The organism is Agromyces cerinus (genome assembly GCF_016907835.1).
Classification (GTDB): Bacteria; Actinomycetota; Actinomycetes; order Actinomycetales; family Microbacteriaceae; genus Agromyces; species Agromyces nitratus.
Genome location: NZ_JAFBCT010000001.1, coordinates 1,884,058 through 1,909,927 on the forward strand (window position 1 = coordinate 1,884,058; position 25,870 = coordinate 1,909,927).

General features: G+C 69.4%; 24 protein-coding genes. 18 read left to right on the forward strand and 6 right to left on the reverse strand.

Features of this window, described 5'->3' with window-relative positions; genetic code table 11:
- Positions 1-30: 30 nt before the first annotated feature.
- The 9 genes from JOE59_RS08775 (at position 31) to JOE59_RS08815 (ending at position 8,638) form a co-directional block, all read left to right on the forward strand.
- A complete protein-coding gene (locus JOE59_RS08775; RefSeq protein WP_204459893.1) occupies positions 31-702 on the forward strand; it encodes a FadR/GntR family transcriptional regulator in 672 nt (223 codons plus the stop codon).
- Positions 703-854: 152 nt separating this feature from the next.
- Complete coding sequence (locus JOE59_RS08780) at positions 855-1,916, forward strand: sugar ABC transporter substrate-binding protein (RefSeq protein ID WP_204459894.1); 1,062 nt, start codon at positions 855-857, stop codon at positions 1,914-1,916.
- A gap of 20 nt (positions 1,917-1,936) precedes the next feature.
- A complete protein-coding gene (locus JOE59_RS08785; RefSeq protein ID WP_204459895.1) occupies positions 1,937-3,025 on the forward strand; it encodes a mandelate racemase/muconate lactonizing enzyme family protein in 1,089 nt (362 codons plus the stop codon).
- On the forward strand, positions 3,022-4,095 hold the full coding sequence (locus JOE59_RS08790; protein ID WP_204459897.1) for an ABC transporter permease: 1,074 nt from the start codon (positions 3,022-3,024) through the stop codon (positions 4,093-4,095). Before JOE59_RS08785 ends, JOE59_RS08790 begins: the two co-directional genes overlap by 4 nt.
- Complete coding sequence (locus JOE59_RS08795; RefSeq protein WP_204459898.1) at positions 4,092-5,129, forward strand: ABC transporter permease; 1,038 nt, start codon at positions 4,092-4,094, stop codon at positions 5,127-5,129. The genes JOE59_RS08790 and JOE59_RS08795 overlap by 4 nt, the downstream gene beginning before the upstream one ends.
- A complete protein-coding gene (locus JOE59_RS08800; protein WP_204459900.1) occupies positions 5,126-6,661 on the forward strand; it encodes a sugar ABC transporter ATP-binding protein in 1,536 nt (511 codons plus the stop codon). The genes JOE59_RS08795 and JOE59_RS08800 overlap by 4 nt, the downstream gene beginning before the upstream one ends.
- Entirely contained in the window at positions 6,661-7,002 is a 342-nt protein-coding gene (locus JOE59_RS08805; RefSeq protein WP_204459901.1) for an L-rhamnose mutarotase, read from the forward strand. The genes JOE59_RS08800 and JOE59_RS08805 overlap by 1 nt, the downstream gene beginning before the upstream one ends.
- Positions 6,999-7,871 (forward strand): amidohydrolase family protein, encoded by an 873-nt coding sequence (locus JOE59_RS08810; protein WP_204459902.1) that lies wholly within the window; start codon positions 6,999-7,001, stop codon positions 7,869-7,871. Before JOE59_RS08805 ends, JOE59_RS08810 begins: the two co-directional genes overlap by 4 nt.
- On the forward strand, positions 7,868-8,638 hold the full coding sequence (locus JOE59_RS08815) for a GntR family transcriptional regulator (RefSeq protein WP_204459904.1): 771 nt from the start codon (positions 7,868-7,870) through the stop codon (positions 8,636-8,638). The genes JOE59_RS08810 and JOE59_RS08815 overlap by 4 nt, the downstream gene beginning before the upstream one ends.
- Positions 8,639-8,686: 48 nt before the next feature.
- Here the strand turns inward: JOE59_RS08815 and JOE59_RS08820 are convergent, their stop codons facing one another.
- Together JOE59_RS08820 and JOE59_RS08825 are read right to left on the reverse strand one after the other, a co-directional pair.
- Entirely contained in the window at positions 8,687-9,667 is a 981-nt protein-coding gene (locus JOE59_RS08820; RefSeq protein WP_204459905.1) for an aldo/keto reductase, read from the reverse strand.
- Positions 9,664-10,962 (reverse strand): L-fuconate dehydratase, encoded by a 1,299-nt coding sequence (locus JOE59_RS08825; RefSeq protein WP_204459907.1) that lies wholly within the window; start codon positions 10,960-10,962, stop codon positions 9,664-9,666. The genes JOE59_RS08820 and JOE59_RS08825 overlap by 4 nt, the downstream gene beginning before the upstream one ends.
- Positions 10,963-11,090: 128 nt before the next feature.
- Here JOE59_RS08825 and JOE59_RS08830 point away from each other — a divergent pair, with 128 nt between their 5' ends.
- The 3 genes from JOE59_RS08830 (at position 11,091) to JOE59_RS08840 (ending at position 13,705) form a co-directional block, all read left to right on the forward strand.
- Entirely contained in the window at positions 11,091-11,939 is an 849-nt protein-coding gene (locus tag JOE59_RS08830; protein ID WP_204459908.1) for a fumarylacetoacetate hydrolase family protein, read from the forward strand.
- A gap of 32 nt (positions 11,940-11,971) precedes the next feature.
- Positions 11,972-12,730 (forward strand): SDR family NAD(P)-dependent oxidoreductase, encoded by a 759-nt coding sequence (locus tag JOE59_RS08835; protein ID WP_204459909.1) that lies wholly within the window; start codon positions 11,972-11,974, stop codon positions 12,728-12,730.
- A 99-nt stretch (positions 12,731-12,829) separates the two neighbouring features.
- Positions 12,830-13,705 (forward strand): fumarylacetoacetate hydrolase family protein, encoded by an 876-nt coding sequence (locus JOE59_RS08840; RefSeq protein ID WP_204459911.1) that lies wholly within the window; start codon positions 12,830-12,832, stop codon positions 13,703-13,705.
- A 51-nt stretch (positions 13,706-13,756) separates the two neighbouring features.
- On the opposite strand, the gene JOE59_RS08845 is transcribed toward JOE59_RS08840, so the two are convergent.
- Both JOE59_RS08845 and JOE59_RS08850 read right to left on the reverse strand, forming a co-directional pair.
- Positions 13,757-15,265, reverse strand: coding sequence for an aspartate ammonia-lyase (locus JOE59_RS08845; RefSeq protein WP_204459912.1), 1,509 nt, complete (start codon positions 15,263-15,265; stop codon positions 13,757-13,759).
- A 255-nt stretch (positions 15,266-15,520) separates the two neighbouring features.
- The gene (locus JOE59_RS08850) at positions 15,521-17,083 is read right to left on the reverse strand and encodes an amino acid permease (RefSeq protein ID WP_204459915.1); all 1,563 of its coding nucleotides are present in this window, start codon (positions 17,081-17,083) and stop codon (positions 15,521-15,523) included.
- Positions 17,084-17,306: 223 nt separating this feature from the next.
- Here JOE59_RS08850 and JOE59_RS08855 point away from each other — a divergent pair, with 223 nt between their 5' ends.
- From JOE59_RS08855 to JOE59_RS08875, 5 genes are read left to right on the forward strand one after another with little or no spacing between them, the layout of a single operon-like run.
- Positions 17,307-18,674, forward strand: coding sequence for a glutamine synthetase family protein (locus tag JOE59_RS08855; protein WP_204459916.1), 1,368 nt, complete (start codon positions 17,307-17,309; stop codon positions 18,672-18,674).
- Positions 18,675-18,678: 4 nt separating this feature from the next.
- On the forward strand, positions 18,679-19,494 hold the full coding sequence (locus JOE59_RS08860) for a gamma-glutamyl-gamma-aminobutyrate hydrolase family protein (RefSeq protein WP_204459917.1): 816 nt from the start codon (positions 18,679-18,681) through the stop codon (positions 19,492-19,494).
- The gene (locus JOE59_RS08865) at positions 19,491-20,846 is read left to right on the forward strand and encodes an aldehyde dehydrogenase family protein (RefSeq protein WP_204463493.1); all 1,356 of its coding nucleotides are present in this window, start codon (positions 19,491-19,493) and stop codon (positions 20,844-20,846) included. The genes JOE59_RS08860 and JOE59_RS08865 overlap by 4 nt, the downstream gene beginning before the upstream one ends.
- A gap of 27 nt (positions 20,847-20,873) precedes the next feature.
- Positions 20,874-21,665 (forward strand): 3-oxoacyl-ACP reductase, encoded by a 792-nt coding sequence (locus JOE59_RS08870; protein WP_179549736.1) that lies wholly within the window; start codon positions 20,874-20,876, stop codon positions 21,663-21,665.
- Between the two features lie 9 nt (positions 21,666-21,674).
- A complete protein-coding gene (locus JOE59_RS08875) occupies positions 21,675-22,445 on the forward strand; it encodes a FadR/GntR family transcriptional regulator (protein ID WP_204459918.1) in 771 nt (256 codons plus the stop codon).
- 91 nt (positions 22,446-22,536) lie between these two features.
- Here JOE59_RS08875 and JOE59_RS08880 read toward each other — a convergent pair whose 3' ends face one another.
- The gene (locus tag JOE59_RS08880; RefSeq protein WP_204459919.1) at positions 22,537-22,854 is read right to left on the reverse strand and encodes a DUF4190 domain-containing protein; all 318 of its coding nucleotides are present in this window, start codon (positions 22,852-22,854) and stop codon (positions 22,537-22,539) included.
- A 140-nt stretch (positions 22,855-22,994) separates the two neighbouring features.
- Here JOE59_RS08880 and JOE59_RS08885 point away from each other — a divergent pair, with 140 nt between their 5' ends.
- Complete coding sequence (locus JOE59_RS08885) at positions 22,995-24,281, forward strand: uracil-xanthine permease family protein (protein WP_204459921.1); 1,287 nt, start codon at positions 22,995-22,997, stop codon at positions 24,279-24,281.
- An 86-nt stretch (positions 24,282-24,367) separates the two neighbouring features.
- Here the strand turns inward: JOE59_RS08885 and JOE59_RS08890 are convergent, their stop codons facing one another.
- Complete coding sequence (locus JOE59_RS08890) at positions 24,368-25,843, reverse strand: NCS2 family permease (RefSeq protein WP_204459923.1); 1,476 nt, start codon at positions 25,841-25,843, stop codon at positions 24,368-24,370.
- Between the last annotated feature and the right edge of the window lie 27 nt (positions 25,844-25,870).

The following is a 25,870-nucleotide window of genomic DNA, read 5'->3' on the forward strand; positions in this document are numbered from 1 at the left end:
CTCAGCCGGTTGTCGGCTATGATCGCCGTCATGGCGGTCACTGACGAAGCGATCCTGAAGATCAAGGCGATGATCGTCTCGGGCGAGTTGCGCCCGGGCGACCGCCTCGAACCCGAGAAGGAGCTCAGCGAGCGGCTCGGTTTGAGCCGGTCCTCACTGCGGGAAGCAGTCAAGGCCCTCGAGGTCATCAGGGTCCTCGACGTCCGTCGCGGCGACGGCACCTACGTCACGAGCCTCGAGCCGACGCTGCTGCTCGAGGCCATGAGCTTCGTCGTCGACCTGCACAGCGACCAGTCGGTGCTCGAGATCTTCTCGGTGCGACGCATCCTCGAGCCGGCGACCTCGGCGCTCGCCGCCCAGAACGCGGAGCCCGAAGACCTGGCGCACCTGCACGCGCTGCTCGAGGGCGTCGACGTGTCGTCCGACATCGAGTCGCTCGTCGCGCACGACCTCGACTTCCATCGCGGCATCGCCGCAGCGGCCGGCAACACGTACCTCGCGAGCCTGCTCGAGTCGATGTCGAGTCACACCGTGCGCGCCCGGATCTGGCGTGGCATCACCCAGGAGGACGCGACCGGTCGCACCATCGCCGAGCACGGGGCGATCCTCGCCGCACTCGAGCAGCACGACCACGAGCTGGCCCGTGCACTGACCCTGACGCACATCGCAGGCGTCGAGAACTGGCTGCGTGCAGCGCTGTGAATCGGCGCCGTCGCGGCAGCGGATCGGGCACGAGGCGACCCGTGAATGACCGTGACGAACTTGTGATCATGACTGCTTGACAATGATCCGATGTTCACTCATCGTTGGTGATGATCCTATTGGATATTTCATTTCTCAACGTGGAGGACATCATGGCTGTTCGCACCAAGGCCGCTCGCGGGCTGCTCGCTACCGCGGCAATCGCGCTCGCGCTCACCACTGCCGCATGCACCAGCAAGGCCGCCGACCCCGGCGCCGGCTCCGGCGAGGCAGGCGATCTCGCCTCGGTGAACGTCGCACTCGTTCCCGGCGGCTCGCACCCCTACTTCCAGCCGTGGGCGGCTGCAGGAGAAGCAGCCGTCGAGGAGTTCGGCCTCGGTTCGACCGTCTTCAACGAGACCGCCGAGTGGGACCAGGCCAAGCAGAACGAGGTGCTGAACTCGCTCGCGGCCCAGGGCGTCAACGCCTTCGGCATCTTCGGCGTCTCGCCGACCGACATCAACACGACCTTCAAGATGCTGAAGGACCAGGGCTTCGCCGTCGGCTCCATCGCCTCCTGCCCCGCAGGTGACGTGAACGAGGCCGACTTCTGCCTCTCGACCGACACCGAGGTCGCCGCGTACAAGGCTGCCGTCGCCGCGATCGAGGCCATGGGCGGCAAGGGCAACCTCGTGCACCTCACCGGCAACAACGTCGACTCGAACACCCAGCGTCGCATCGCCGGCGTCGAGAAGGCCGTCGAGGAGACGGGCGGCGCGGTCACGCTCCTCAGCACCGTCACCGACATCGACGTCGACCTCGGCACGGCGCAGAAGGCCGTCGCCGACCTCCTCGCGGCCAAGGGCTCCGAGATCAACGGATTCGTCTCGACCGCGTACAACCCCGCCGTCGCCTCCGCCTCTGCGGTGAAGGAGTCGGGCCTGCCGATCAAGGTCGTCGCGATCGACGACGACGCGGTCATCCTCGACGGCATCGCCGACGGTTCCGTCTCGGCGACCGTCGTGCAGAACCCGACCGGCCAGGCGTTCGTCGGCTCGTGGGTGCTCGCGCAGCTGCAGACCAAGGCCTGCACCGTGAAGGACCCGGGCGTGATCGTCGACTCCGGTTCGTTCGTCGTCACGACCGACAACCTCGAGACCTACACCGACGAGCAGGACTCGGAGTCCGACACGATCATGGACCTGTTCAAGAACGACCTGCTCGACTGCAAGTAACCACGGAGCCGACCGACACCATGACCACCATCACTGCGGCACGCGCCTCGCTCGTCGACCTCGAGGTCGAGACGATGCGCACCGACGCCGTCCAGAGCTTCATCAAGCAGGAGACGATCTTCCTCGAGATCGACACTGCGGACGGACTCACGGGTGTCGGTTACTCCTACACGATCGGAACCGGTGGTCGCGCAGTCCTCTCCATGCTGCGCGACCACCTGGTCCCTCTCCTCCCCGGCCTCGACAGCAGGAACGTCGAAGGCATCTGGATGGAGCTCTTCCGTTCGACGCGCGCCACCACCGTCGGCGCGATCACCTCCCTCGCCCTCGCGGCGGTCGACACGGCGCTCTGGGATCTCCGATCCCGCCGCGCGGGCGAGCCGCTCTGGCAGGTCGCCGGCGGCTACCGCCAGCGCGTGCCGCTCTACGACACCGAGGGCGGCTGGCTCCACCTGCCGACCGACGACCTCGTCGCGGGTGCGCTCGCATCGCAGGCGAAGGGCCTCCGCGGAGTCAAGCTCAAGGTCGGCAAGCCGTCGGTGCGCGAGGACCGCGAGCGTCTGCTCGCGGTGCGCGAGGCCGTCGGCGACGACCTGCACATCATGGTCGACGCGAACCAGTCGATGACGTCGGCCGAGGCGATCCGCCGCGCAGCAGCGTTCGAAGACGCCGACCTCTACTGGTTCGAGGAACCGCTGCCCGCCGATGACGTCAGCGGCCACGTGCGCCTCGCCGCATCGACGAGCATCCCGATCGCCGTGGGCGAGTCGATGTACTCGATCGCGCAGTTCCGCGACTACCTGCACCGCGGCGCAGCCGGCATCGTCCAGGTCGACGTCGCGCGCATCGGCGGTGTGACCCCCTGGCTCAAGGTCGCGCACCTCGCAGAGGCGTACAACGTCGCCGTCTGCCCGCACTTCCTCATGGAGCTGCACGTCAGCCTCGTCGCCGCCGTGCCCAATGGCGCCTACGTCGAGCACATCCCCCAGCTCCGCGGCATCACGAAGACGGAGCTCGTCATCGAAGACGGCTCCGCGGTCGCACCGTCGACGCTGGGCCTCGGCATCGACTGGGATGCCGACGAGATCGACCGGAGGCGAATCGCATGACGCGCGGATCCAACCGACTGACCAGCGTGCTCAGCGACAACCGCGTCGGGCTCCTGCTCCTCATCGTCGTACTCGTGGTCCTGATCGGCAGCCTCAAGCCGATGTTCTTCTCCCCCGCCTTCGTGATCGGACCGATGCTCACGAGCATCGCCATCTTCACGGTCGTCGGCCTCGCCCAGATGGTGGTGCTCTCCGTCGGCCAGATGAACCTCGCCGTCGGCGGCATGGCCGCGATCGGGGCGATGGGCTCGGCGATGGTCTTCCAGGCGTTCGATGTGCCCCTGATCGTCGGAATCGCCGTCGGCCTCGTGTTCGGCGGCGCCGTCGGCGCGCTCTGCGGCGTGCTCATCGCCTACGCCGGGGTCAACTCCTTCGTCGTGACGCTCGCGATGAGCTTCGCCCTGCTCGGCCTCGTGCCCGCCGTCTACTCGTGGGTCAGCACGGGCAACGCGATCACGGTGCAGACTCCGGGTCTGGCCGAGCTCGGCCGCTCGACGCTCTCCGACCTCTGCATCGGCGACACCTGCGGCCCCGACGGCGTCCCACTCATCCTCTTCGTCGCCGTTGCGGCGATGATCGTGATCGGGGTCCTCTACTCGAAGTCGCGCATCGGCCGCGAGATCCTGCTGACCGGCTCGAACGATCGTGCCGCGTTGCTCTCGGCGATCCCCGTTCCGCGCCGCATCATCACGGTGCACACCCTGTCGGGCATGCTGGCCGCGCTCGCGGGATTCATGCTCGGGGCGAGCACCGGTTCGTTCACCCCCGGCATCGGCCAGGAGTTCATGCTGCAGTCGTTCCTCGGTCCGATCCTCGGCGGCACCCTGCTCGCCGGCGGGTACGTCTCCGTGATCGGCACCTTCCTCGGCATCACGATCACCGTCGTGATCCGCCAGGGCCTCCTGCTGTTCGGCGTCGGCATCGAAGGACTCAACATCCTGCTCGGCACCATCCTCCTGATCGCCCTCTCCGCCGACCGCATCCGTTCGGTCGCAGGAGCCCGATCCCGTCTGCGGGCGTCGCGACAGCACTCGCCCGCTCAGTCCAAAGAAGAGGCGGTGGTGTCATGAGCGCGCGTTTCGCACGGCTCGCCCGCGACCAGAACACGATCCTCGCCGCGGTGATCGTCGCCGGCGTGATCGTGCTGACGATCAGTTCGAGCGGCGGGTTCCTGTCGCCGATCTCGATCGAGACGTTCTTCCAGTTCCTCGCGATCCCGATCGTCATCGGCCTCGCCCAGATGGCGGCCCTCGCCGTCAACCAGATGAACCTCGCCGTCGGTGCGATCGGCGGATTCGCCGCCTGCTCCGCGGGAGTGCTCATCGCCGACTTCGGCGTGCCCCCGTGGCTCGGCGGGCTCATCGCGATCCTCATCGGCCTGGCCGCCGGAGTGCTGAACGGCCTCATCGTCGTGCTCACCCAGATCAACGGCTTCATCGTCACCCTCGCGACGATGACGATCCTCTCCGGTGCCCAGTACGCGATCGTCGGCACCCGCACGATCACCTCGGCATCCTGGCCCGAGATCGCGGACATCGGCACCGCTCGACCGCTCGGCATCCCGCTGATCTTCTGGATCGCCGTGGGCATCGCCATCCTGCTCTCGGTCGCATACCGGCAGACGCTCCTCGCCCGGAACATGCTCGCGAGCGGCGGCAACCCGCTCGCTGCGACCCTCTCGGGCATCTCGAACAACCGGAGCCTCGTCACCGCGCACGGTCTCTCCGGACTCCTGTGCGGCGTCGCGGCGTTCCTCGTGCTCGCCTCGCTGCCCGGGGTCAACAAGAGCATCGGCGAGGACTGGCTGCTCTCGAGCTTCGCCGCGCCGATCATCGGCGGCGTCTCGCTGACCGGTGGCACCGTGGCCGTGCTCGGCACCGTGCTGGCTGCGACGATCGTGCGACTCGTCGACAGCGCCCGCGCGCAGTTCCAGCTCGAGCCGAGCTGGGTCAACTTCGTCATCGGCGCCGTCGTGCTCGGCACGGTCGCCCTCGACCGGGTGCGAACGCGTCGCCCTGCGACCCGCCAGCGGAGCCGCCGCACACCGCCCGACGCGCCGCCCACCGCAGCATCGCGAGCCATCGATCCAGGAGCACCGGCATGACCGACACGGCCTACGCGCTCGAAGTGCGCGGCATCACCAAGACGTTCCCCGGCGTCCGGGCTCTCGACGAGGTCAACCTCCGTCTGAAGCCCGGAGAGGTGCACGCGCTCCTCGGTGAGAACGGGGCGGGGAAGTCCACGCTCATCAAGATCATCACCGGCATCCAGCCGCAGGACTCCGGCGAGCTCATCGTCAACGGCGAGGCGCGAACCTTCCGGTCGGCGCACGAGGCGACCCGTGCCGGCATCGGCGTGGTGCACCAGGAGCGAAACGTCATCACCGACTTCACGGTCGCCGAGAACATCGTGCTCGGCAACACCCCCGTCAAGAGCGGTCGCGTGCAGTGGCGGGAGGTGCGCGACGGCGCGAAGCGCGTGCTCGACCTGCTCGACTTCCCGATCGACCCCGCGACGCCGACGAGCCTCCTCTCCCCCGCGCAGACGCAGCTCGTCGAGATCGCGCGCGGTCTCTACACCGACAGCGCCGTGCTCCTGCTCGACGAGCCGACAGCCTCGATCAGCGAGACCGAGTCGAAGCTGCTGTTCGACGTCGTGCATCGGCTCGCCGCGCAGGGACGCGCGATCCTCTTCGTCAGCCACAAGCTCGAGGAGGTGTTCGCGCACTGCGACACCGTCACCGTCTTCCGCGACGGACGTTCCGTCGCGGAGTCGGAGCCGCTCGCGAACTACTCGAAGGACACGATCGTCGACCTGCTGGTCGGGCGCACCCTCGCCAAGCTCGAGGTCCCCGATCGTTCGCCGTCCGAGGCCGGCACCCCGGCGCTCGAACTGCAGGAGGTGTCGACCGCCGGCGGCCACCGCGACGTCTCGTTCGCCGTGCACCCCGGCCAGATCCTCGGCATCTACGGACTCGTCGGCGCCGGCCGTTCGGAGCTCGCCAAGGCCATCCTCGGCCTCGACCGCATCACGAGCGGCGAGGTGCGGGTCAACGGCGCCGTCGCGCAGATCCGATCGGTCGGCGATGCGCTCGGTCGCTACGGCATCGGCTACGTGACCGAGGACCGGAAGGCCGAGGGGCTCTTCCTCGACCAGACGGTCGCCCGCAACCTGACGGTCACGGTGCTGAAGCGGCTGTCGAACGCGTTCGGATTCGTGCGCGAGCGCGCCGCTCGCACGACCGCCGACGAGTACATCGCCTCGCTCGACGTCAAGGTGTCGAACCGCGACCAGCTCGTGGGCCAGCTCTCGGGCGGCAACCAGCAGAAGGTCTCGCTCGGCAAGTGGCTCGCCGCGAACACCGACATCCTCATCATCGACGAGCCGACCGTCGGCATCGACGTGCGCACGAAGGGCGCGTTCTACCAACTGATCTGGGCGCTCGCCGAGCAGGGCAAGGCCGTGCTCGTGATCTCGAGCGACCTCGCCGAGATGGTGACCCTCGTCGACCGAATCGTCGTCATGCAGGACTTCGAGGTCACCGGAAGCGTGCTGAACTCGCATGACTACGATGAGATGAGCAAGTCGGTCATCCGCCTCATCCACGAAGAGCGGATCGATGTGGTGGAGGGTTGATGCGAGTCGCACTCCACTCCGTCATCCGGGCAGGCGCGATCGACGGGTACCGGGCCGAGCACGCCTCCATCCCCGACGACCTCGAGCGATCCTTCGCACGGCTCGGCATCCACGACTGGACCATCTGGCGCTCGGGCGACCGTCTGTTCCACGTCGTCGAGTGCGACGACTTCGACGCCGCGATGCGCGAACTCGACTCCGACCCCGCGAACCTCGCCTGGCAGCAGACGATCGGCGAGTTCGTGGAGGCGTTCCGCGACGCCGACGGCAGCAGCGGATTCACGCCGATCGAAGAGGTCTGGGACCTCAGGCGCCAGCGCGGTGACGAGCACCGACCATGACCGGCATCGTCGACGCGCACGCTCATGTGTGGGATCCGACGCGACTGGACTACCCGTGGCTCGCCGGCCTCGACGTGCTCGATCGTCCCCTCCTGCCGCGCGATCTCGATCGCGCCGACGGGCAGGTGACCGAGGCGATCTTCGTCCAGGCGGGATGCGCGGACTCCCAGTCGCTCGATGAGGCGAACTGGGTCGCCGGCCTCGGCCAGGAGTGGCCCGAGCTCGCCGCCATCGTCGCGGCGGCCGATCTGCTCGACCCCGAGACGCTGGAAGCGCACCTCGACGCGCTCGACGGCATCGGCCGGGTGGTCGGCATCCGCCACCTGCTGCAGGGCGAGTCGCCCGCCGTGTTCTCCGACCCCGTGCTGCTCGACAGCCTCCGCCTGCTCGCCGCGCGCGGCCTGAGCTTCGACGCCTGCGTCACCCACTCGCAGCTCCCCGACCTGATCGCCCTCCTCGGCGGGGTGCCGGAGCTCGACGTGGTACTCGATCACCTCGGCAAGCCGCCGGTCGACGCCGGCATCGGCACCGAGGCCGGGGGCGCATGGGCACAGGCCGTCACCGAGCTCGCCGCCCGCCCCCGGACGACGGTGAAGCTCTCAGGGCTGGCCGCCGAGGCATCCGGAACCGAGACGTTCGACGCGAATGCCGACGCGTTCATCGAACACGGCTTCGCCGCATTCGGACCCGCGCGCTCGATGCTCGGCAGCGACTGGCCTGTGAGCCGCTACCTTGGTGCTGGGGGCACGTTCTCCGACTGGATCGAACGCGTACATCGGGTGACGGCCGCGACCGGATCGGAACGAGAGCAGCTCGATCACGGCACCGCCCTCCGTTTCTACCGTTCGAAGACAGTGGGGCACGAATGAGCACGACGTTTCCCGAAGGGGCCCGCATCGCGCGCTCGGTGCTGTCCGACGAGACGTACGGGGTGATTCGGGACCTCGTGCTCGAACACCGCATCGCTCCCGGCCGCCGGGTCAACATCGACTCCCTCTCGGCCGAGCTCGGAGTCTCCCCGACCCCCGTCAGAGAGGCGCTTGCCCGCCTCGAATCCGACGGCCTCGTCGTGAAGGTGCCGCTTCGCGGATACTCGACGACGCCGCTGCTGACCGTGCGCGAGTTCGTCGAGCTGACCCAGTTCCGCGTGCTCATCGAGCAGTGGACCGCCGCGCAGGCATCGGCCTCGATCGATCCGGCGACGACCGCGGCGCTTCGCGCCGAACTCGAGACCGGGCGCGCGACCACCGGCGCCGGCGAAGCCGGCCCCGAGGCGTTCCGCGCACTGACCGATCACGATGCGCGCTTCCACGCGCTCATCGCGAAGTCCGCCGGCAACGACCTGATCGCGCAGTCGTTCGAGCGCACGCACTTCCACCTGCACTTCCTGAGGCTCTACCTCGCGTCCCACTCCGCCGAGGCGGAGGGCGACGCCGATCACCGGCGACTGAACGCGGTGCTCGAGGAGTACGACCGCTCCGGTCAGGTCTCGCGCACGATCGACAATCATGCGGCCATCGCCGAGGCGATCATCGCCGGCGACGGGGCAGAGGCGTCGCAGCTCATGCGCGAGCACATCGAGCTCTCGCGGGTCCGCTTCCTGCCGGTCGTCGAACTCATCGCGTCGCTCCGCTGATCCGTCGTCCGCCGAAGCCCCGTCGTCGGCTCAGACCCCGTCGCCGCTTCAGGCCCGGTCGCCGGCGGGGATGAGCGCGCGGTCCTCGAGCGCGCTCCAGAGCTCGTCGGGGATCGCGGCCGACATGTTCGCCACGTTCTGCCGCACGGCATCGGGACGAGAGGTGCCGACGACGACGGTGGCCACGAGCGGGTGCCGCAACGGGTACTGCAGCGCCGCCGCCGGCAGCTCGACGCCGAACTCCTCGCACGTCGCTGCGAGCGCCTGCGCGCGTTCGAACACGGCGTCGGGCACGGCGCCGTAGTCGTACGTCGCGTCGCGGCGCGGCGTCGCCGTCGCGAGCAGGCCGGAGTTGAACACCGCGGCGTCGACGATGCGCACGCCGCGCTCCTCGCACGCCGGGAACAGCTCGACGAGCGCCGGCTGCTCGAGCAGCGTGTACCGCCCGGCGATCATCACGAGATCGAGGTCACCCTCGCGCACGGCGCGCGCCGCGACATCCGCATCGTTGACGCCGATGCCGATCTGCCGCACGAGCCCCTCGTCGCGCAGGGTCGCGAGTGCCGGCAGGCCCTCGGCGAGGCCGCGCTCGAGGTCGTAGACGTCGGGGTCGTGCAGGAACAGCACGTCGATGCGATCGAGACCCATGCGATCGAGGGATGCCTCGAGGCTGCGCCGCACGCCCGACAGGCTCGGGTCGTAGACCCGCACCCGGTCGTCGGGCACGTCGAACCCGTTCGCGAGGTCGCGGCCTCCGGCGAAGTCGGGGTTCGGCTCCAGCAGTCGGCCGACCTTCGTCGAGACGACGAACTCGTCGCGCGGCCGCTCGCGCAGGAACGCGCCGAGGCGGCGCTCGGAGAGGCCGAGTCCGTAGTGCGGGGCGGTGTCGAAGTAGCGGATGCCGCCGTCCCATGCCGCCTCGAGGGCGCTCCGAGCGCGGTCTTCGTCGGTCTCGCGGTAGAGGTTGCCGATCGATGCGCTGCCGAAGCCGAGCGGCCCGAGGTCGACGGGCGACGCCGACCGGCTCATCGGGCGACCGCCTGCGGCTCGCTCCACGTGAACTCCGCGACGGATGACGGCAACATCTCGGTGCCGGCGCCGGGAGCGCTCGGAGCCAGGTAGCGACCGTGCTCCACGACCGTCGGGGTCACGAAGTGCTCGTGGAGGTGGTCGACGTACTCGACCATGCGTCCGTCCATCGTGCCGGAGACCGCCACGTAGTCGAACATCGAGAGGTGCTGCACGGCCTCGCAGAGTCCGACGCCGCCGGCGTGCGGGCAGACCGGAACCCCGAACTTCGCCGCGAGCAGCAGGTTCGCGATGTTCTCGTTCACGCCGCCGACGCGGGTGGCGTCGATCTGCATGACGTCCATGCCACCGGCCTGCAGCAGCTGCTTGAAGACGACGCGGTTCTGCACGTGCTCGCCCGTCGCCACGCGGATCGGCGCGACGCCACGGGCGATCGCGGCGTGTCCGAGGATGTCGTCGGGACTCGTCGGCTCCTCGATCCAGGCGAGGTCGAACTGCGCGAGCGCGTTCACCCAGCGGATGGCGTCGGCGACGTCCCAGCGCTGGTTGGCGTCGATCGCGATCGGGAAGTCGGGACCGACGGTCTTGCGCGCGATGGCGAGGCGGCGGATGTCGTCGTCGAGATCGGCGCCGACCTTCAGCTTGATCTGCGGGAAGCCGTCGGCGACCGCCTCCCGGCAGAGGCGCTCGAGCTTCTCGTCGGAGTAGCCGAGCCAGCCCGGGCTCGTCGTGTACGCGGGGTAGCCGGTCGCCTGCAGGCGCGCGACGCGCTCGGCACGGCCGGGTTCAGCTGCGCGGAGGATCTCGAGCGCCTCTTCGGGCGTCAGCGCGTCGCTGAGGTAGCGGAAGTCGACGAGGGAGACGAGCTCTTCGGGGCTCAGGCTCGCGAGGTGGAGCCAGAGCGGCTGGCCGGCGCGCTTCGCACGGAGGTCCCACAGCGCGTTCACGACCGCGCCGATGGCCATGTGCATGACGCCCTTCTCGGGGCCGAGCCAGCGCAGCTGCGAGTCGTGCAGCAGCATGCGGGATGTCGCGCCCATGTCGCCGAGCAGCTCCTCGACGTCGCGGCCGACGAGGTGACCGCGGAGCGTCTCGAGTGCCGCGACCTCGACGTCGTTGCCGCGCCCGATCGTGAAGACGAACGCGTGCCCTTCCAGGCCGTCTTCGGCGTCGGTCCTGATCACCAGGTAGGCCGCCGAGTAGTCGGGGTCGGGGTTCATCGCGTCCGACCCGTCGAGTGCGAGCGAGGTCGGGAATCGGATGTCGTGGGTGTCGACGGCGATGATTGCGGTCATGGGGTCCTTTCGTGACAGGTTCGATCCTAAACATCCGATGTATAGGTGTCAATCTCGACGAAATGTGCCAGAATCGGCGAAGTACCCGCGAATTCGTCGGAACGATCAGACTTCAGAAAGAGCACAGCATGAGATTCGCCCGCCTCGGCAACGTCGGCATCGAGATCCCCGTCGTCCTCGACGGCGATCGCACCCTCGACCTGCGATCGATCACCGCCGACGTCGACGGCGCCTTCCTGAGCGGCGAGGGCGTCGAGCGCGCTCGCGCGGCGGTCGCCGCCGGCGAACTCCCCGACCTTCCAGACGCTGCGAGCCTCCGCATCGGCGCACCGATCGCCCGCCCCTCGGCGGTCTACTGCATCGGCATGAACTACGCGGCCCACGCCGCCGAGTCGGGCTCCGAGCCGCCCAAGCAGATTGTCATGTTCATGAAGTCGCCGAACACCGTCGTCGGCCCCTTCGACGACGTCGCGATCCCGCGCGGCAGCGAGAAGACCGACTGGGAGGTCGAGCTCGGCATCGTCATCGGTCGCCGTGCGAGCTACCTCGACTCCCCCGCCGACGCCCGCGCCCACATCGCCGGCTTCGTGATGGCCAACGACCTCTCCGAGCGCGACTGGCAGATCGCGGTCTCGGGCGGCCAGTGGTCGAAGGGCAAGAGCGCTCCGGGCTTCTGCCCCACGGGGCCCTGGCTCGCCACGAACGACGAGCTGAACGCCGACGACGTGCGCCTGCGCAGCTTCGTCAACGGCGAGCCGCGCCAGGACTCGCGCACGGGCGACCTCATCTTCGACATCGACACGATCGTCTGGACGCTCAGCCAGTACCTCGCACTCGAGCCGGGCGACCTCGTGCTCACCGGCACCCCCGAGGGCGTGGCCCTGTCGGGTCGCTTCCCCTACCTCGCCGCGGGCGACGTCGTCGAACTCGACATCGAGGGCCTCGGCAGCCAGCGCCAGCAGTACGTCTCCGCCTGATTCCGATCGACCCGACGCAGAAGGATCCCCCTATGAGCAACGAATTCACCGGCCTCGTCGCGATCGTCACCGGCGGGGCGTCCGGCATCGGCGCCGCGATCGCCGACCGCCTCCAGCAGGGCGGCGCTCGAGTCGCTGTCTTCGACCTGCAGCCGGATGCCGCGGCGCACGCCGATCTCGCGATCGCGGTCGACGTGGCCGACGACGCCAGCGTGCGAGCGGGCGTCGAACGCGTCGCGACCGAGTTCGGCCGCATCGACATCGTCGTGAACAACGCCGGCATCGGGGCGCAGGGCACGATCGAGTCGAACCCCGACGAGGAATGGCACAAGGTGTTCGACATCAACGTGCTGGGCATGATGCGGGTCGCCCGCGCGGCGCTGCCCCACCTGCGGAACTCTCCTGCGGCATCGATCGTCAACACCGCCTCCATCGCGGCGACGGCCGGGCTCCCCCAGCGCGCGCTCTACAGCGCGAGCAAGGGCGCGGTCGCCGCGCTCACGCGAGCCATGGCCGCCGACCACCTGCGCGAGGGCATCCGGGTGAACGCCGTGAACCCCGGCACCGCCGACACGCCGTGGATCGGCCGCCTGCTGGCGTCGGCCGCAGACCCCGCTGCCGAGCGCGCCGCCCTCGAGGCCCGGCAGCCGCACGGCCGCCTGGTGTCGGCCGACGAGGTCGCCGGTGCGGTCGCGTACCTCGCGAGCCCTGCATCGGGCTCGACCACCGGCGTCGAACTCGCCGTCGACGGCGGCATGCAGGAGTTGCGCCTGCGTCCGGCAGGCAGCTGACGCGGCATCCGCTCGTTTGTCGACGTGGCGGTGCATCCGGCTGTGTTCGTTGTACATCGTGCACAGCCGGTTCGCCGCGTCTCCCGATAGCCTGAACAGGTGAAGTTCGCGCACCTGAGAGCCGAAGGCCAGACGACCCCTCGGCTCGCGGCGGTGATCGCGGAATCCGCGCTCTTCCTCGACGAGTTCATGGAGCGACCGCCGCGCGACCTGCAAGACCTCATCGAGCGTGGCCCCGAAGGCCTCGCCGAGGTGCGCGAGGTCGTCGACACGGCCGTCTCGCTCGGCGCAGAGCTGACACCGGTCGCCGGGCTCCGCCACTCCTCTGCCGTGCTCCGCCCCGCGCAGGTCATCGCGATCGGCGCGAACTACGCCGCACACGCCTCGGAGCTGAAGCTGCGCTCCGAGACGGCGATGACGATCTTCTCGCTCTGGCCGAACTCGCTCACGGCGCACGGCGCCACGACCACCTGGCCAGAAGACCTCACGACACAGGTCGACTACGAGGCCGAGCTCGGCGTCATCATCGGCCGGTCCGCGCGCGGCGTCCACGAGCGCGATGCGCTCGATTACGTGTGGGGCTACACCGTCGTCAACGACATCACCGCCCGCGACATCCAGTTCAGCGAGGCGCAGTGGTCGCGCTGCAAGTCGTTCGACGGCTTCACGCCGACCGGGCCCGTCGTCGTCACCGCCGACGAGATCCCCGACCCGCAGGACCTCTGGTTGACCACGAACCTCGACGGCAGCATCATGCAGGACGCGTCGACGAACGAGATGGTGCGCAGCGTCGCCGAGATCATCTCGCTGCTCTCGCGTTCGGCGACGATCCCCCCGGGCACCCTCATCTCGACCGGCAGCCCTGGCGGCGCGGGCTACTCCCGTAAGCCCCCGGTGTTCCTGCGCGACGGCTCGACCGTCACGGTGACCGTCGAGGGCATCGGTTCGCTGACGACGCACTGCCGGGTCATCTGACCCGTCGGTGCCGCCTCCGCCGTATCGCGGCCGCGGCACCGACAGCGGGCCTCACTCCGAGGGCTCGCCCTGCAGGTCGATGAGCGGAATGGCCATCGTGATCGGGCGGATGCCCGAGAGCTTCGAGGGCTGCAGCTGCGCCATCACGGCCTCGCGGCTCATGAGTCCGGCCTCGACCACCAGGTCGGCGACGGGCCGGCCCGTCTTCAGCGCGAGCTTGGCGATGGTGGATGCCTCGGTGTACCCGATGAACGGGATGAGCGCGGTGATCACGCCGACGCTCGAGGCGACCATCGCCTCGAGCCGGTCGACGTTGGCCGTGATGCCGTCGACGCAGTTGACGCGGAGGGTCCAGCAGGCCTGGCGCATCCACGTGATCGACTGGAGGAGCGAGTGGGCGATGACCGGCTCGAAGGCGTTCAGCTGCAACTGCCCGCTCTCGGCCGCCATCATGACCGTGACGTCGGCTCCGGCGACCGCATAGGCGACCTGGCTGACGGCCTCGGGGATCACCGGATTGACCTTGCCGGGCATGATGCTCGAGCCCGCCTGCCGCGGCGGCAGGTTGATCTCGCCGAAGCCCGCCTGCGGGCCCGACGAGAGCAGGCGCAGGTCGTTGCAGATCTTCGAGAGCTTGATCGCGCTGCGCTTCAGGGCGCTCGAGAACGTCATGAAGACGCCCGTGTCGCTCGTCGCCTCGATGAGGTCGGGCGCCGACTCGAGGCGGAGCCCCGTGATCGCGCTGAGGTGGCGCACGGCGGCCGCCGCGTAGCCGGGGTCGGCCGTGATGCCGGTGCCGATCGCGGTGGCACCGAGGTTCACCTCGGAGAGGAGCTTGATGGTCTCGTTCAACCGCTCGTAGTCTTCGCCGAGCGTCGTCGCGAAGCTGTGGAACTCCTGGCCGAGGGTCATCGGCACGGCGTCCTGCAGCTGGGTGCGGCCCACCTTCAGCACCTCGTGGAACTCCTGGCCCTTGCGGCCGAACGAGACGCGCAGCAGGTCGAGTTCGCGCATCATCGTCGTGAGCGAGAACGTCATCGCGAGCTTGACCGCGGTCGGGTAGGTGTCGTTCGTCGACTGGCTGCGGTTGACGTCGTCGATCGGGTGCAGCACGTCGTAGCGGCCCTTGGGGAACCCGGCGATCTCGAGCGCGAGGTTCGCGATGACCTCGTTGGCGTTCATGTTCGTCGAGGTGCCCGCGCCGCCCTGGATGACGCCGACCACGAACTGCTCGTGATGCTCGCCGTCGATGATGCGCTGGCACGCCTCGTCGATCCACGCGGCCTTCTGGTCGGTGAGCACGCCGACCTCGCGATTGGCGCGGGCGGCGGCCTGCTTGACCGAGGCGAGGGCCACGACGAGGTCGGGATAGACCGAGATCGGGCGCTTCGAGATCGGGAAGTTCTCGAGCGCACGCATGGTGTGCACACCCCAGTAGGCGTCGGCGGGAACCTCGACCGAGCCGAGCGAGTCGGTCTCGGTGCGGGTCGGCGGCTGCGCACCGCTGCCGACGAGCGTCGGATCGGTGTACGTGTCGTCGGTGGACTCGGGCTCGTGCATGTCTTCCTCCACGGAGTCGTGCGCGAGTGGACGTCGAGGGTGTCGACGCCCCCGCAGCCGGCTCCATCGCCTGGGGTCTGCGCGGGGTCGCCGCGCTCGTACTCGTCAACGAGCCTATCGCCGCCGGTGCGACGAGACGAATGCGACGAAGGGCCCGGCCGTTCGCGGCCGGGCCCTTCGACGTGCCGATCGACACCACAGGAGGAGGTGCCGCTCGGCGGCGACGGGCGCCCCCACGCCCGCCGCCCGCTCCGATCAGACCCGGTCGGACTCGTCGACGCCGTCGGTGGCGAGCAGTTCGCTCTCGACGGCGCCGCCGTAGCCCTCGGACTGAGGGTCGCCGTGCAGTCCCCCGGACACGGCGTATTCCTCCTCCGGCGACAGGATGAGTCGGTGCCGGCCCCACAGTGCGAAGATCGCGAGCATCACCGCGTAGACGACGCCGATGGCGATGATCGCGGGCACGAACGTCGGATTCAGCAGGAACCCGAGGAAGATGAGCGCGGCGATCAGCGCGGCGACCACGGCCCCCGGCACGCCCCACGGGCTGACGTAGGGCCGCTTCGCGTTCGGGTACTTGCGGCGGAGGATCACGAACGCGACCATCTGCAGCAGGTAGGCGAGCACCGCGCCCCAGACGGCGATGTTCAGCACGATGGCGCCGGCGACCGCGCCCGCTCCCTCGGCGTCGACCTGGGCGAGCACGTCGAGCACGACGAGCGCGACGAAGCCGATGATCGCGCCTGCGACGAGGGCGACCCACGGCGTCTGGCGCTTGCCCGTGAGGGAGAGGAACTTCGGGTAGTAGCCGGCCCGCGAGAGCGAGTACATGTTGCGCCCGTAGGCGAACATGATGCCCTGCAGCGACGCGAGCAGTCCGATGAGCGCGAACAGCGCGAGCACCGCGGCGAGTTCGTCGCCGACGATGGCCCGGAAGCCGTCGAGCAGCGGCTCGCCCGCCGTGCCGGTGGCCTCGGCCCCGACGACGCCGGTGTTGAGGAACAGCACGAGCAGGCCCGTCACGATGAGCGTGGCACGGGCGATCAGGCCGGCCTTCGGGATGTCGCGAACGGGGTCCTTCGACTCCTCGGCCGCGAGCGGCAGCTCCTCGATGCCGAGGAAGAACCACATCGCGAACGGCAGCGCGAACAGGATCGGCAGCACGCCGTGCGGGAGGAACGCGGTCTGCCCGGCGTCGGGAACGATGTCGAAGAGCTTGTCCCACGAGAACTGGCCCGAGAAGATCGCCATCGCGCTGAAGACGAGCAGGATCGCGATCGAGATGATCGAGACGACGATCGCGAACTTGAACGAGATGCTCGCCCCGGCCGCGTTGATGCCGATGAAGACGAGGTAGAGGATCACCCACCAGACCCACTGCGGCATCGAGAACCCGAGCAGTTCGCTCGTGATCGCGTCGGCGTAGGAGCCGGAGAAGAACACGATCACCGCGGTGGTCGCGACGTACTCGATCGTCTCGGCGAGGCCGGTCACGAAGCCGCCCCATGGCCCCATCGCGGCCCTGGAGAAGGAGTAGGCGCCGCCCGTGTGCGGCATCGCCGACGACATCTCCCCGATCGAGAAGATGAGCCCGTAGTACATGACGACGAGCACCGCGAAGGCGATCAGCATGCCGCCGAAGCCGGCGAAGTCGATGCCGAAGTTCCACCCCGAGAAGTCGCCCGAGATGACGGCCGCGACGGCGAGGCCCCAGAGCCCCCAGACCCCGGCGGTGCGGGTGAGCTTGCGTTTCTCGAAGTACCCGGCCTCGGCGGTCGTGTACTTCACTCCCGAGACCTTCAGCGTGTCCTTGGTCATGGCGGTTCCCTTGCTCTCTCGAAGCGCGCGGCCGCAGCAGCGCGGGGGTGGGATGCGTTGGCCTGAACTATAGAGCGCCCAATGGTTGCCAGTACAGACCTTTTTGAAATGCATTCGGATGAATCCCGCGAGAACTGCGCGGAATCCGGCGAACATGTTCAACCACGCCTGTGGTGTAATGGTCGGCAACCCAGACCATTCACGACCCACGGAGGCAAAGCGGATGACGGCACCCACCGGATACCTCACCCTCGACGCGTTGCGCGGCGCGGTCGCCGACGGCCACGTCGACACCGTCATCGTCGCCTTCACCGACATGCAGGGCCGGCTCGTCGGCAAACGCGTCTCGGCGCGGCTCTTCCTCGAGGATGTCGCCGCGCACGGCGCGGAGTGCTGCAACTACCTGCTCGCCGTCGACGTCGACATGAACACCGTCGACGGCTATGCGATGTCGAGCTGGGAGCGCGGCTACGGCGACATGGCGATGATCCCCGACTTCCAGACCCTGCGCATGGCGCCCTGGCTCGAGGCGACGGCGCTCGTCACGGCCGACCTGCAATGGCTCGACGGCGCCTCCGTCGAGGCCTCGCCCCGGCGCATCCTGCAGCGGCAGCTCGAACGACTCGCCGAGCGCGGCCTCACCGCCTTCGTCGGCACCGAGCTCGAGTTCATCGTCTTCGACGACTCGTTCCGCACCGCCTGGCAGAAGGGCTACCGCGAGCTCACGCCGGCCAGCGACTACAACATCGACTACGCTCTGCTCGCCTCGACGCGCATGGAGCCACTGCTCCGCGACATCCGGAACTCGATGGACGGCGCGGGCATGTACTGCGAGGGCGTGAAGGGCGAGTGCAACCTCGGCCAGCAGGAGATCGCATTCCGCTACACGGATGCGCTCGGCACGTGCGACAACCACTCCGTCTACAAGAACGGTGCGAAGGAGATCGCCGACCGGCACGGCAAGTCGCTGACCTTCATGGCGAAGTTCAACGAGCGCGAGGGCAACAGCTGCCACATCCACATCTCCCTGCGCGGCGAGAACGGCGAAGCGGTCTTCAGCGACCCGGATGCCCCGCACGGCATGTCGACCCTGTTCCGTCGGTTCCTCGCGGGCCAGGTCGCCGCGATGCGCGAGCTCACGCTCTTCTCCGCACCGAACATCAACTCGTACAAGCGCTATGTCGCGGGCAGCTTCGCCCCGACCGCGATCGCCTGGGGTCTCGACAACCGCACGTGCGCGCTGCGCGTCGTGGGGCGCGGGCTCGGCATGCGCGTCGAGAACCGGGTGCCGGGCGGCGACGTGAACCAGTACCTCGCGGTCGCCGCCCTCATCGCAGCGGGCCTCGCGGGCATCGACGGCGAGCTCGAGCTCGACGACCTGTTCGAGGGCAACGCCTACGAGAGCGACGTGGCGCGCGTGCCGGCGACGCTGCGGGAGTCGGCCGACCTCTTCGCAGGCTCGGCGATCGCCCGCGAGGCGTTCGGCGACGAGGTCGTCGAGCACTACCTGAACAACGCACGCATCGAGCTCGCCGCCTACGACGCGGCCGTCACGGACTGGGAGCGGGTGCGTGGCTTCGAACGACTCTGAGCCGATGACGGATGCGCCAGCCACGGCGCCCGCACCGGCACCGGCACCGGCACCGGTGATCGGCATCACGACCTACCTCGAGCAGGCGCAGACCGGGGTGTGGGACGTGCGGGCCTCCTTCCTGCCGAAGGTCTACATCGACGCCGTCACCGACGCGGGCGGCATCGCCGTGCTGCTGCCGCCGCAACCCGCTGACGACGCGACCGCGCGGGCCGTGCTCGGCACGCTCGACGGGCTCATCGTCTCGGGCGGCGCCGACGTCGACCCCGCGCGCTACGGCCAGACGCCGCACGAGCGCACCGGCGCGCCGCGCACCGATCGCGACGAATGGGAGGACCACCTGCTGACCGCGGCCATCGACCTCGAGCTGCCGTTCCTCGGCATCTGCCGCGGCGCACAGATGCTGAACGTGGCGCTCGGCGGCACGCTCGTGCAGCACCTGCCCGACGTCGTCGGCAGCGACGCCTATCAGCCGGGGCCCGCGCAATTCGGCGAGACCGCCGCGATCGTCGAGCCCGACTCGCGTCTGGCGGCCGTGCTCGGTGACGCCGCGACTCCCCTGCCGATCCACGTCTACCACCACCAGGCGCTCGACGAGGTGGCCGACGGCCTGCGGGTGACCGCCCGCACCGACGACGGCGTCATCGAGGCCGTCGAGCTCGAGACGGTGCCGTTCGGCATCGGGGTGCAATGGCATCCCGAGGAGAACGCCGCCGACCGCCGGCTCTTCGCCGGACTCGTCGACGCGGCCCGCGAGCACCGCGCCGCACGCTCCGCGACCGCTGCCTCGAACGCCCCTTCCGAAAGGACCGCCCAGTGACCCACACGATCGTCAACCCCGCCGACGAGAGCGTCGTGACCACGGTCGCCGCCGCGTCGATCGAAGACACCGATGCCGCGATCGCCCGCGCCGCCGCGGCGCAGCGCGACTGGGCCCGCCTCGCGCCCGTCGATCGTGCACGCCTCCTCCGCCGCTTCGCCGACGCCGTCGACGGCGCGGTCGAGGAGCTCGCGGCCATCGAGATGCGCAATTCGGGGCATCCGATCAGCCAGGCCCGGTGGGAGGCGGGGCACGTGCGCGACGTGCTCGAGTACTACTCCGCCTCGCCCGAACGTCTCTTCGGCCGTCAGATCCCCGTGGCGGGCGGTCTCGACGTCACCTTCCAGGAGCCGCTCGGCGTCGTCGGCGTGATCACGCCGTGGAACTTCCCGATGACGATCGCCGCGTGGGGCTTCGCGCCCGCGCTCGCGGCCGGCAACGCCGTCGTGCTGAAGCCCGCCGAGTGGACCCCGCTCACGAGCATGCGACTCGCCGAACTCGGGCTCGAGGCGGGCCTTCCCGACGGCCTCTTCCAGGTGATCCCCGGCAAGGGATCGGTCGTCGGCCAGCGCTTCGTGACGAACGAGACCGTGCGCAAGATCGTCTTCACCGGCTCGACCGAGATCGGCAAGCAGATCATGTCGGGCTGCGCCGACCAGGTGAAGCGCGTGACCCTCGAACTCGGCGGCAAGAGCGCCAACATCGTCTTCGCCGACGCCGACCTCGAACGCGCCGCGGCGACCGCGCCCTACGGCGTCTTCGAGAACGCCGGCCAGGACTGCTGCGCGCGCAGCCGGATCCTCGTCGAGCGGAGCGTCTACGAGCGCTTCATGGAGCTGCTCGAACCCGCTGTCGCGGGTGTTCGGGTCGGCGATCCCGCCGACGAGGCGACCGAGATGGGCCCGCTCGTCGCCGAAGCCCACCTCGAGCGCGTGCGCTCCTTCGTGCCGGACGACTCGGAGCTCGCGTTCCGCGCCACCGCGCCCACGGGCCCGGGCTTCTGGTTCCCGCCCACCGTGCTCACGCCCGCGCGCGACTCGCGCACCGCCCGCGAGGAGATCTTCGGCCCCGTCGTCTCGGTGTTCCCGTTCGACGACGAAGACGACGCGGTGCGCTTCGCGAATGCGAGCGAGTACGGCCTCTCGGGCTCGATCTGGACCCGCGACCTGAGCCGCGGCATCCGCGTCGCCCGAGCCGTCGAGTCGGGCAACCTCTCGGTGAACTCGCACTCCTCGGTGCGCTACTCGACGCCGTTCGGCGGGTTCAAGCAGTCGGGCCTCGGCCGCGAGCTCGGACCCGACGCTCCACTCGCCTTCACCGAGACCAAGAACGTCTTCCTCGCCGTCGACTGACGACACGAACCCTACGACAGGAGCACCATGACCGACCTTCCACGCATCGACCTCACCCAGCGCCTCGCCGGCCGCGTGGCCGTGATCACCGGCGGCGCCTCGGGCATCGGCCTCGCGACAGCCAAGCGCCTCGCAGCCGAGGGCGCGCACGTCGTCATCGGCGACATGGACGCCACGACCGGACCGGCAGCCGCCGAACTCGTCGGCGGACTGTTCGTGCAGGTCGACGTCACCGACGAGGCCCAGGTCGACCACCTCTTCGACGAGGCCGCCCGCGTCTACGGCTCGGTCGACATCGCCTTCAACAACGCGGGCATCTCGCCGCCCGACGACGACTCGATCGAGACGACCGAGCTGCCGGCCTGGCAGAAGGTGCAGGACGTCAACCTGAAGTCGGTCTACCTGTGCTCGCGCGCGGCCCTGCGGCACATGGTCGCGCAGGGGCGCGGCTCGATCATCAACACGGCCTCGTTCGTGGCGGTGCTGGGGTCGGCGACCTCGCAGATCTCGTACACGGCGTCGAAGGGCGGCGTGCTCGCGATGAGCCGCGAGCTCGGCGTGCAGTTCGCACGGCAGGGCATCCGCGTGAACGCGCTCTGCCCGGGCCCGGTGAACACGCCGCTGCTGCAGGAGCTGTTCGCGAAGGACCAGGAGCGTGCGCAGCGCCGCCTCGTGCACATCCCCGTGGGTCGCTTCGCCGAACCCGAGGAGCTCGCGGCGGCGGTCGCGTTCCTCGCGAGCGACGATGCCTCGTTCATCACCGGCTCGACGTTCCTCGTCGACGGCGGCATCAGCTCGGCCTACGTCACACCGCTCTAGGCTCGAAGCATGGGCGATGCGGTGGACGACGAGCAGGCCGAGCAGGCCGAACCGGCCGAGGTGCTGAGCGCCGGGCTGCTGCTCACCCCGGCGCGCCCCGCCAACGCCTTCGAGGAGACGGTGCAGCGGCTGCTGCAGTCGATCCGGTTGGGGCTCATCGGCCCCGGCGAGCGACTGCCCGCCGAGCGCGAGCTGGCCGCCATGCTCGAGGTCAGTCGCGACACGCTGCGCGAGGCCATCGGCTCGCTCGCCGACGCCGGATGGGTCGTGGCCCGGCGCGGACGCTACGGCGGCACCTTCGTCTCCGACGAGCTGCCCGTGGCGCTCCCCGCATCGCCGGGCACGGCCGACGACCCGTTCGTGACCTCCGGCCGGCTCGAGGACACGCTCGCGCTGCGCTCGGTGATCGAGGTCGGCGCCGCGCACCGCGCTGCCGAGAGCGAGCTGTCGGGCAACGACCGCGAGCGGCTCTGGCAGGCCTACGAGGAGTGCAGCGCCGCCGTGGGCGAGCAGTACCGCATGGCGGACTCCCGCCTGCACCTGCTGATCGCCGAGGTGCTCGGGGCGCCGAGCGTGATCCCGCTCGTCGCCGACGTGCGCATGCGGGTCAACGAGCTCCTCGACGGCATTCCCCTGCTCGCGCCGAACATCGCGCACTCGAACGAGCAGCACCGGGCGATCGTCGGCGCGATCCTCCGGGGCAGCCCCGACGACGCCGCGAGCGCCATGGCCGAGCACCTCGAGGGCACCGAGGCGCTGCTGCGCGGCTTCTACGCCTGAGCGGATGCCGCGGCATCCGCTCGCCTCGCCGTCGCCGTGAACGCGGAGACGGGCCGCCTCCCGAGGGAGGCGGCCCGTCTCAGGCGCGAACTCAGAGGAACGCGAACGGCAGCATCGCGAGCCCGAAGACGATCGCGATGAGCCCGAAGAGCACGGTGCCCGCGAGCATCACGGCGTTCAGCACGATGCCCCAGATGGCCATGGTGCGCGACGCGGGCTCGCGCTTCAGCGCCAGGATGCCGAGCACGAGCCCGGCCACCGGCACGAAGAAGGTCGAGCTCGCCACGATGGAGACGATGCCGAGCACGAGGCTCGCGATGCTGAACCCGTTCGTCTCCGCGGCCGGCGCGGCGTAGGGGTTCGGCTCCGCGAACGGCGCCTGGGTTGCGGTGTCGGTGACGGTGGTCATGTGATTTGTCTCCTGTTCGTGGGTGCCCGTTTTCGGGCGTGCTTCCACGCTACGGACCCGCGGAATCGCGCGGTATGGGGCTATCCCCCCGATACGATCGGATGGATCCCCACCCTTCCCCTCCCATGAAACGGAGCAGCATGACTCTGCCCTGGACCATCCACGGCGACGGCAAGAACGTCAACCCCGGCGAGGTCGTCGCCCCCGGTGAGCGCCTGAGCTGGCCCCGCACGATCGGCCTCGGCGCCCAGCACGTCGTCGCCATGTTCGGTGCGACCTTCCTCGTGCCGATCCTCACGGGCTTCCCGCCCGCGACGACGCTGTTCTTCTCGGGTCTCGGCACCATCCTCTTCCTCGTGATCACGAAGAATCGGGTGCCGAGCTACCTCGGCTCCTCGTTCGCGTTCATCGCCCCGATCAGCGCAGCGATGGGCGCGAAGGGCATCGGCGACCCCATGGGCGCCGCGCTCTTCGGCATCGTCGTCGTCGGTGTGCTGCTCGCCCTCGTCGGCCTCCTCGTGCAGTGGGTCGGCACGCGCTGGATCGACGTGCTCATGCCGCCCGTCGTCGCGGGTGCGATCGTCGCGCTCATCGGCTTCAACCTCGCGCCGGCCGCGAAGAACAACTTCATGCTCGCCCCGCTCACCGCGCTCATCACGCTCGCCGCCGTCATCATCGCGAGCGTCGCCTTCCGCGGCATCCTCGGTCGCATGTCGATCCTCGTCGGCGTCGTGATCGGCTATGTCGCCGCGGCGATCCAGGGCGAGATCGACTTCACGCGCATCGCGGAGGCCGCGTGGATCGGCCTGCCGACCTTCCACCCGCCCGCGAACCCCTTCGCCGACGCCGCCGTGTGGGGCTTCCTCCCCGCGTTCCTGCCCGTCGTGCTCGTGCTCATCGCCGAGAACGTCGGCCACATCAAGGGCGTCGCGCAGATGACCGACCCGTCGGTGAACCGGTCGACCGGACGCGCGCTCTTCGCCGACGGCCTCGCCACGACGATCGCCGGCTTCTTCGGCGGCTCGGGCACGACCACCTACGGCGAGAACATCGGCGTCATGGCCGCGACCCGCATCTACTCGACCGCCGCCTACTGGATCGCGGGCATCGTCGCCGTGCTGCTCGGCCTCTCCCCCAAGTTCGGCGAGGTCATCAACACGATCCCGGCGGGCGTGCTCGGCGGCGTCACGACGGCGCTCTACGGCCTCATCGGCATCATCGGCGTGAAGATCTGGCTCGACAACAAGGTCGACTTCTCGAAGCCGGTGAACCAGTTCACGGCGGCGACGGCCCTCATCATCGGCATCGCGGACTTCACGTTCGCGGTCGGCGGGGTCTCGTTCAACGGCATCGCGCTCGGCACGATCGCCGCCATCGTGATCTACCACCTCATGAACGGCATCGCCAAGGCGCGCGGCACGAACTGAGCCGCGCGGCTCGCACGAGCCGGTGCACGAACGACGGATGCCCCGGGGCCGATCGGCCCCGGGGCATCCGTCGTTTCAGCGGAAGGTCAGGCGAAGAGCGCCTCGACCGGCCCACGTGCGAAGTAGACGAGGAAGCCGGCCGCGACGATCCAGAGCAGCGGACTGATCTCGCGAGCCTTGCCCGACAGCGAGCGCACGACGACCCAGGCGATGAAGCCCGCGCCGATGCCGTTGGCGATCGAGTAGGTGAGGGGCATGACGGTGATCGCGAGGAACACCGGCAGCAGCACCGAGAACTCCGAGAAGTCGATGTGCCTGATCTGCGCCATCATGAGCGCACCGACGATGACGAGCGCCGCCGAGGCGACCTCGGTCGGCACGATCGAGACGAGCGGCGTGAAGAACATCGCGGCGAGGAACAGCAGGCCCGTCACGATGTTCGCGAGGCCCGTGCGAGCACCCTCGCCGATGCCGGCGCCCGACTCGATGAAGACCGTGTTCGACGATGCCGAGGCGTAGCCACCGGCGACGGCGCCGACGCCCTCGACGATCAGCGCGGACTTCAGGCGGGGGAAGTCGCCCTTCGCGTCGGCGAGCTGCGCCTCTTTCGAGAGACCGGTCATCGTGCCCATGGCGTCGAAGAAGTTCGTGAAGACGAGCGTGAAGACGAGCATGACGGCGGCGAGCACGCCGATGCGCTCGAAGCTGCCGAACGAGACCTGTCCGACGAGCGAGAGGTCGGGCAGGCTCACGATCGAGCCGGTGAGCTCGGGCACCGAGAGGCTCCAGCCGCCCGCGTTGAACTCGTCGCCGGCGAACATCGGGCCGAGGTTCCAGATCGCCTCGACGACGACCGCGAGCACCGTGCCCGAGACGAGGCCGATGAGGATGCCGCCCTTGACCTTGCGTGCCACGAGGATGCCGGTGAGCAGCAGGGTGACGATGAAGACGAGGGTCGGCACGGTCGCGACGGAGCCGTCGACGCCGAGGCCGACGGGCGGCGACGGGTCGCCGGTCGACGTGACGAAGCCCGCGTTGACGAAGCCGATGAACGCGATGAAGACGCCGATGCCGACGGTGATCGCGAGCTTCAGCTGGATCGGCACGGCATCGAAGATGAGACGCCGGAGGCCGGTCGCGGCGAGCAGCACGATGATGAGGCCGTTGATGACGACGAGGCCCATCGCCTCCGGCCAGGTGACCTGGCCGACGACCGAGACCGCGAGGAACGAGTTGATGCCGAGGCCGGCGGCGAAGCCGAACGGGAGCCGGGCGACGAGGCCGAACAGGATCGTCATGACACCGGCGGTGAGGCCCGTGACGGCAGAGACCTGGGCGAACCCGAGCTGGTTGCCGTCGACGTCGACGCCGGCCGACAGGATGATCGGGTTGAGGATCACGATGTAGGCCATCGTCACGAAGGTGACGATGCCGCCGCGCACCTCGGTGCCGACGGTGGAGCCGCGCTTGGTGATCTCGAAGAAGCGATCGACGGGATGCCGCGGCGTCTCGCTCTGCGGTGCCGCCTCAGGGGTCGTCTCGGTCGTCGTTTCAGTGGTCATCCGGGAACCTTCGATGAGGGACGCGCC

What these genes read in the sequence shown, in the direction of transcription:
- JOE59_RS08795 (WP_204459898.1), top strand. Translation starts at nt 4,092, where the DNA reads ATGAGCGCGCGTTTCGCACGGCTCGCCCGCGACCAGAACACGATCCTC.
- JOE59_RS08800 (WP_204459900.1), top strand. Translation starts at nt 5,126, where the DNA reads ATGACCGACACGGCCTACGCGCTCGAAGTGCGCGGCATCACCAAGACG.
- JOE59_RS08785 (WP_204459895.1), top strand. Translation starts at nt 1,937, where the DNA reads ATGACCACCATCACTGCGGCACGCGCCTCGCTCGTCGACCTCGAGGTC.
- JOE59_RS08780 (WP_204459894.1), top strand. Translation starts at nt 855, where the DNA reads ATGGCTGTTCGCACCAAGGCCGCTCGCGGGCTGCTCGCTACCGCGGCA.
- JOE59_RS08855 (WP_204459916.1), top strand. Translation starts at nt 17,307, where the DNA reads ATGACGGCACCCACCGGATACCTCACCCTCGACGCGTTGCGCGGCGCG.
- JOE59_RS08880 (WP_204459919.1), bottom strand. Translation starts at nt 22,854, where the DNA reads ATGACCACCGTCACCGACACCGCAACCCAGGCGCCGTTCGCGGAGCCG.
- JOE59_RS08790 (WP_204459897.1), top strand. Translation starts at nt 3,022, where the DNA reads ATGACGCGCGGATCCAACCGACTGACCAGCGTGCTCAGCGACAACCGC.
- JOE59_RS08845 (WP_204459912.1), bottom strand. Translation starts at nt 15,265, where the DNA reads ATGCACGAGCCCGAGTCCACCGACGACACGTACACCGATCCGACGCTC.
- JOE59_RS08885 (WP_204459921.1), top strand. Translation starts at nt 22,995, where the DNA reads ATGACTCTGCCCTGGACCATCCACGGCGACGGCAAGAACGTCAACCCC.
- JOE59_RS08825 (WP_204459907.1), bottom strand. Translation starts at nt 10,962, where the DNA reads ATGACCGCAATCATCGCCGTCGACACCCACGACATCCGATTCCCGACC.
- JOE59_RS08830 (WP_204459908.1), top strand. Translation starts at nt 11,091, where the DNA reads ATGAGATTCGCCCGCCTCGGCAACGTCGGCATCGAGATCCCCGTCGTC.
- JOE59_RS08775 (WP_204459893.1), top strand. Translation starts at nt 31, where the DNA reads ATGGCGGTCACTGACGAAGCGATCCTGAAGATCAAGGCGATGATCGTC.
- JOE59_RS08875 (WP_204459918.1), top strand. Translation starts at nt 21,675, where the DNA reads ATGGGCGATGCGGTGGACGACGAGCAGGCCGAGCAGGCCGAACCGGCC.
- JOE59_RS08850 (WP_204459915.1), bottom strand. Translation starts at nt 17,083, where the DNA reads ATGACCAAGGACACGCTGAAGGTCTCGGGAGTGAAGTACACGACCGCC.
- JOE59_RS08870 (WP_179549736.1), top strand. Translation starts at nt 20,874, where the DNA reads ATGACCGACCTTCCACGCATCGACCTCACCCAGCGCCTCGCCGGCCGC.
- JOE59_RS08820 (WP_204459905.1), bottom strand. Translation starts at nt 9,667, where the DNA reads ATGAGCCGGTCGGCGTCGCCCGTCGACCTCGGGCCGCTCGGCTTCGGC.
- JOE59_RS08860 (WP_204459917.1), top strand. Translation starts at nt 18,679, where the DNA reads ATGACGGATGCGCCAGCCACGGCGCCCGCACCGGCACCGGCACCGGCA.
- JOE59_RS08890 (WP_204459923.1), bottom strand. Translation starts at nt 25,843, where the DNA reads ATGACCACTGAAACGACGACCGAGACGACCCCTGAGGCGGCACCGCAG.
- JOE59_RS08835 (WP_204459909.1), top strand. Translation starts at nt 11,972, where the DNA reads ATGAGCAACGAATTCACCGGCCTCGTCGCGATCGTCACCGGCGGGGCG.
- JOE59_RS08810 (WP_204459902.1), top strand. Translation starts at nt 6,999, where the DNA reads ATGACCGGCATCGTCGACGCGCACGCTCATGTGTGGGATCCGACGCGA.
- JOE59_RS08805 (WP_204459901.1), top strand. Translation starts at nt 6,661, where the DNA reads ATGCGAGTCGCACTCCACTCCGTCATCCGGGCAGGCGCGATCGACGGG.
- JOE59_RS08815 (WP_204459904.1), top strand. Translation starts at nt 7,868, where the DNA reads ATGAGCACGACGTTTCCCGAAGGGGCCCGCATCGCGCGCTCGGTGCTG.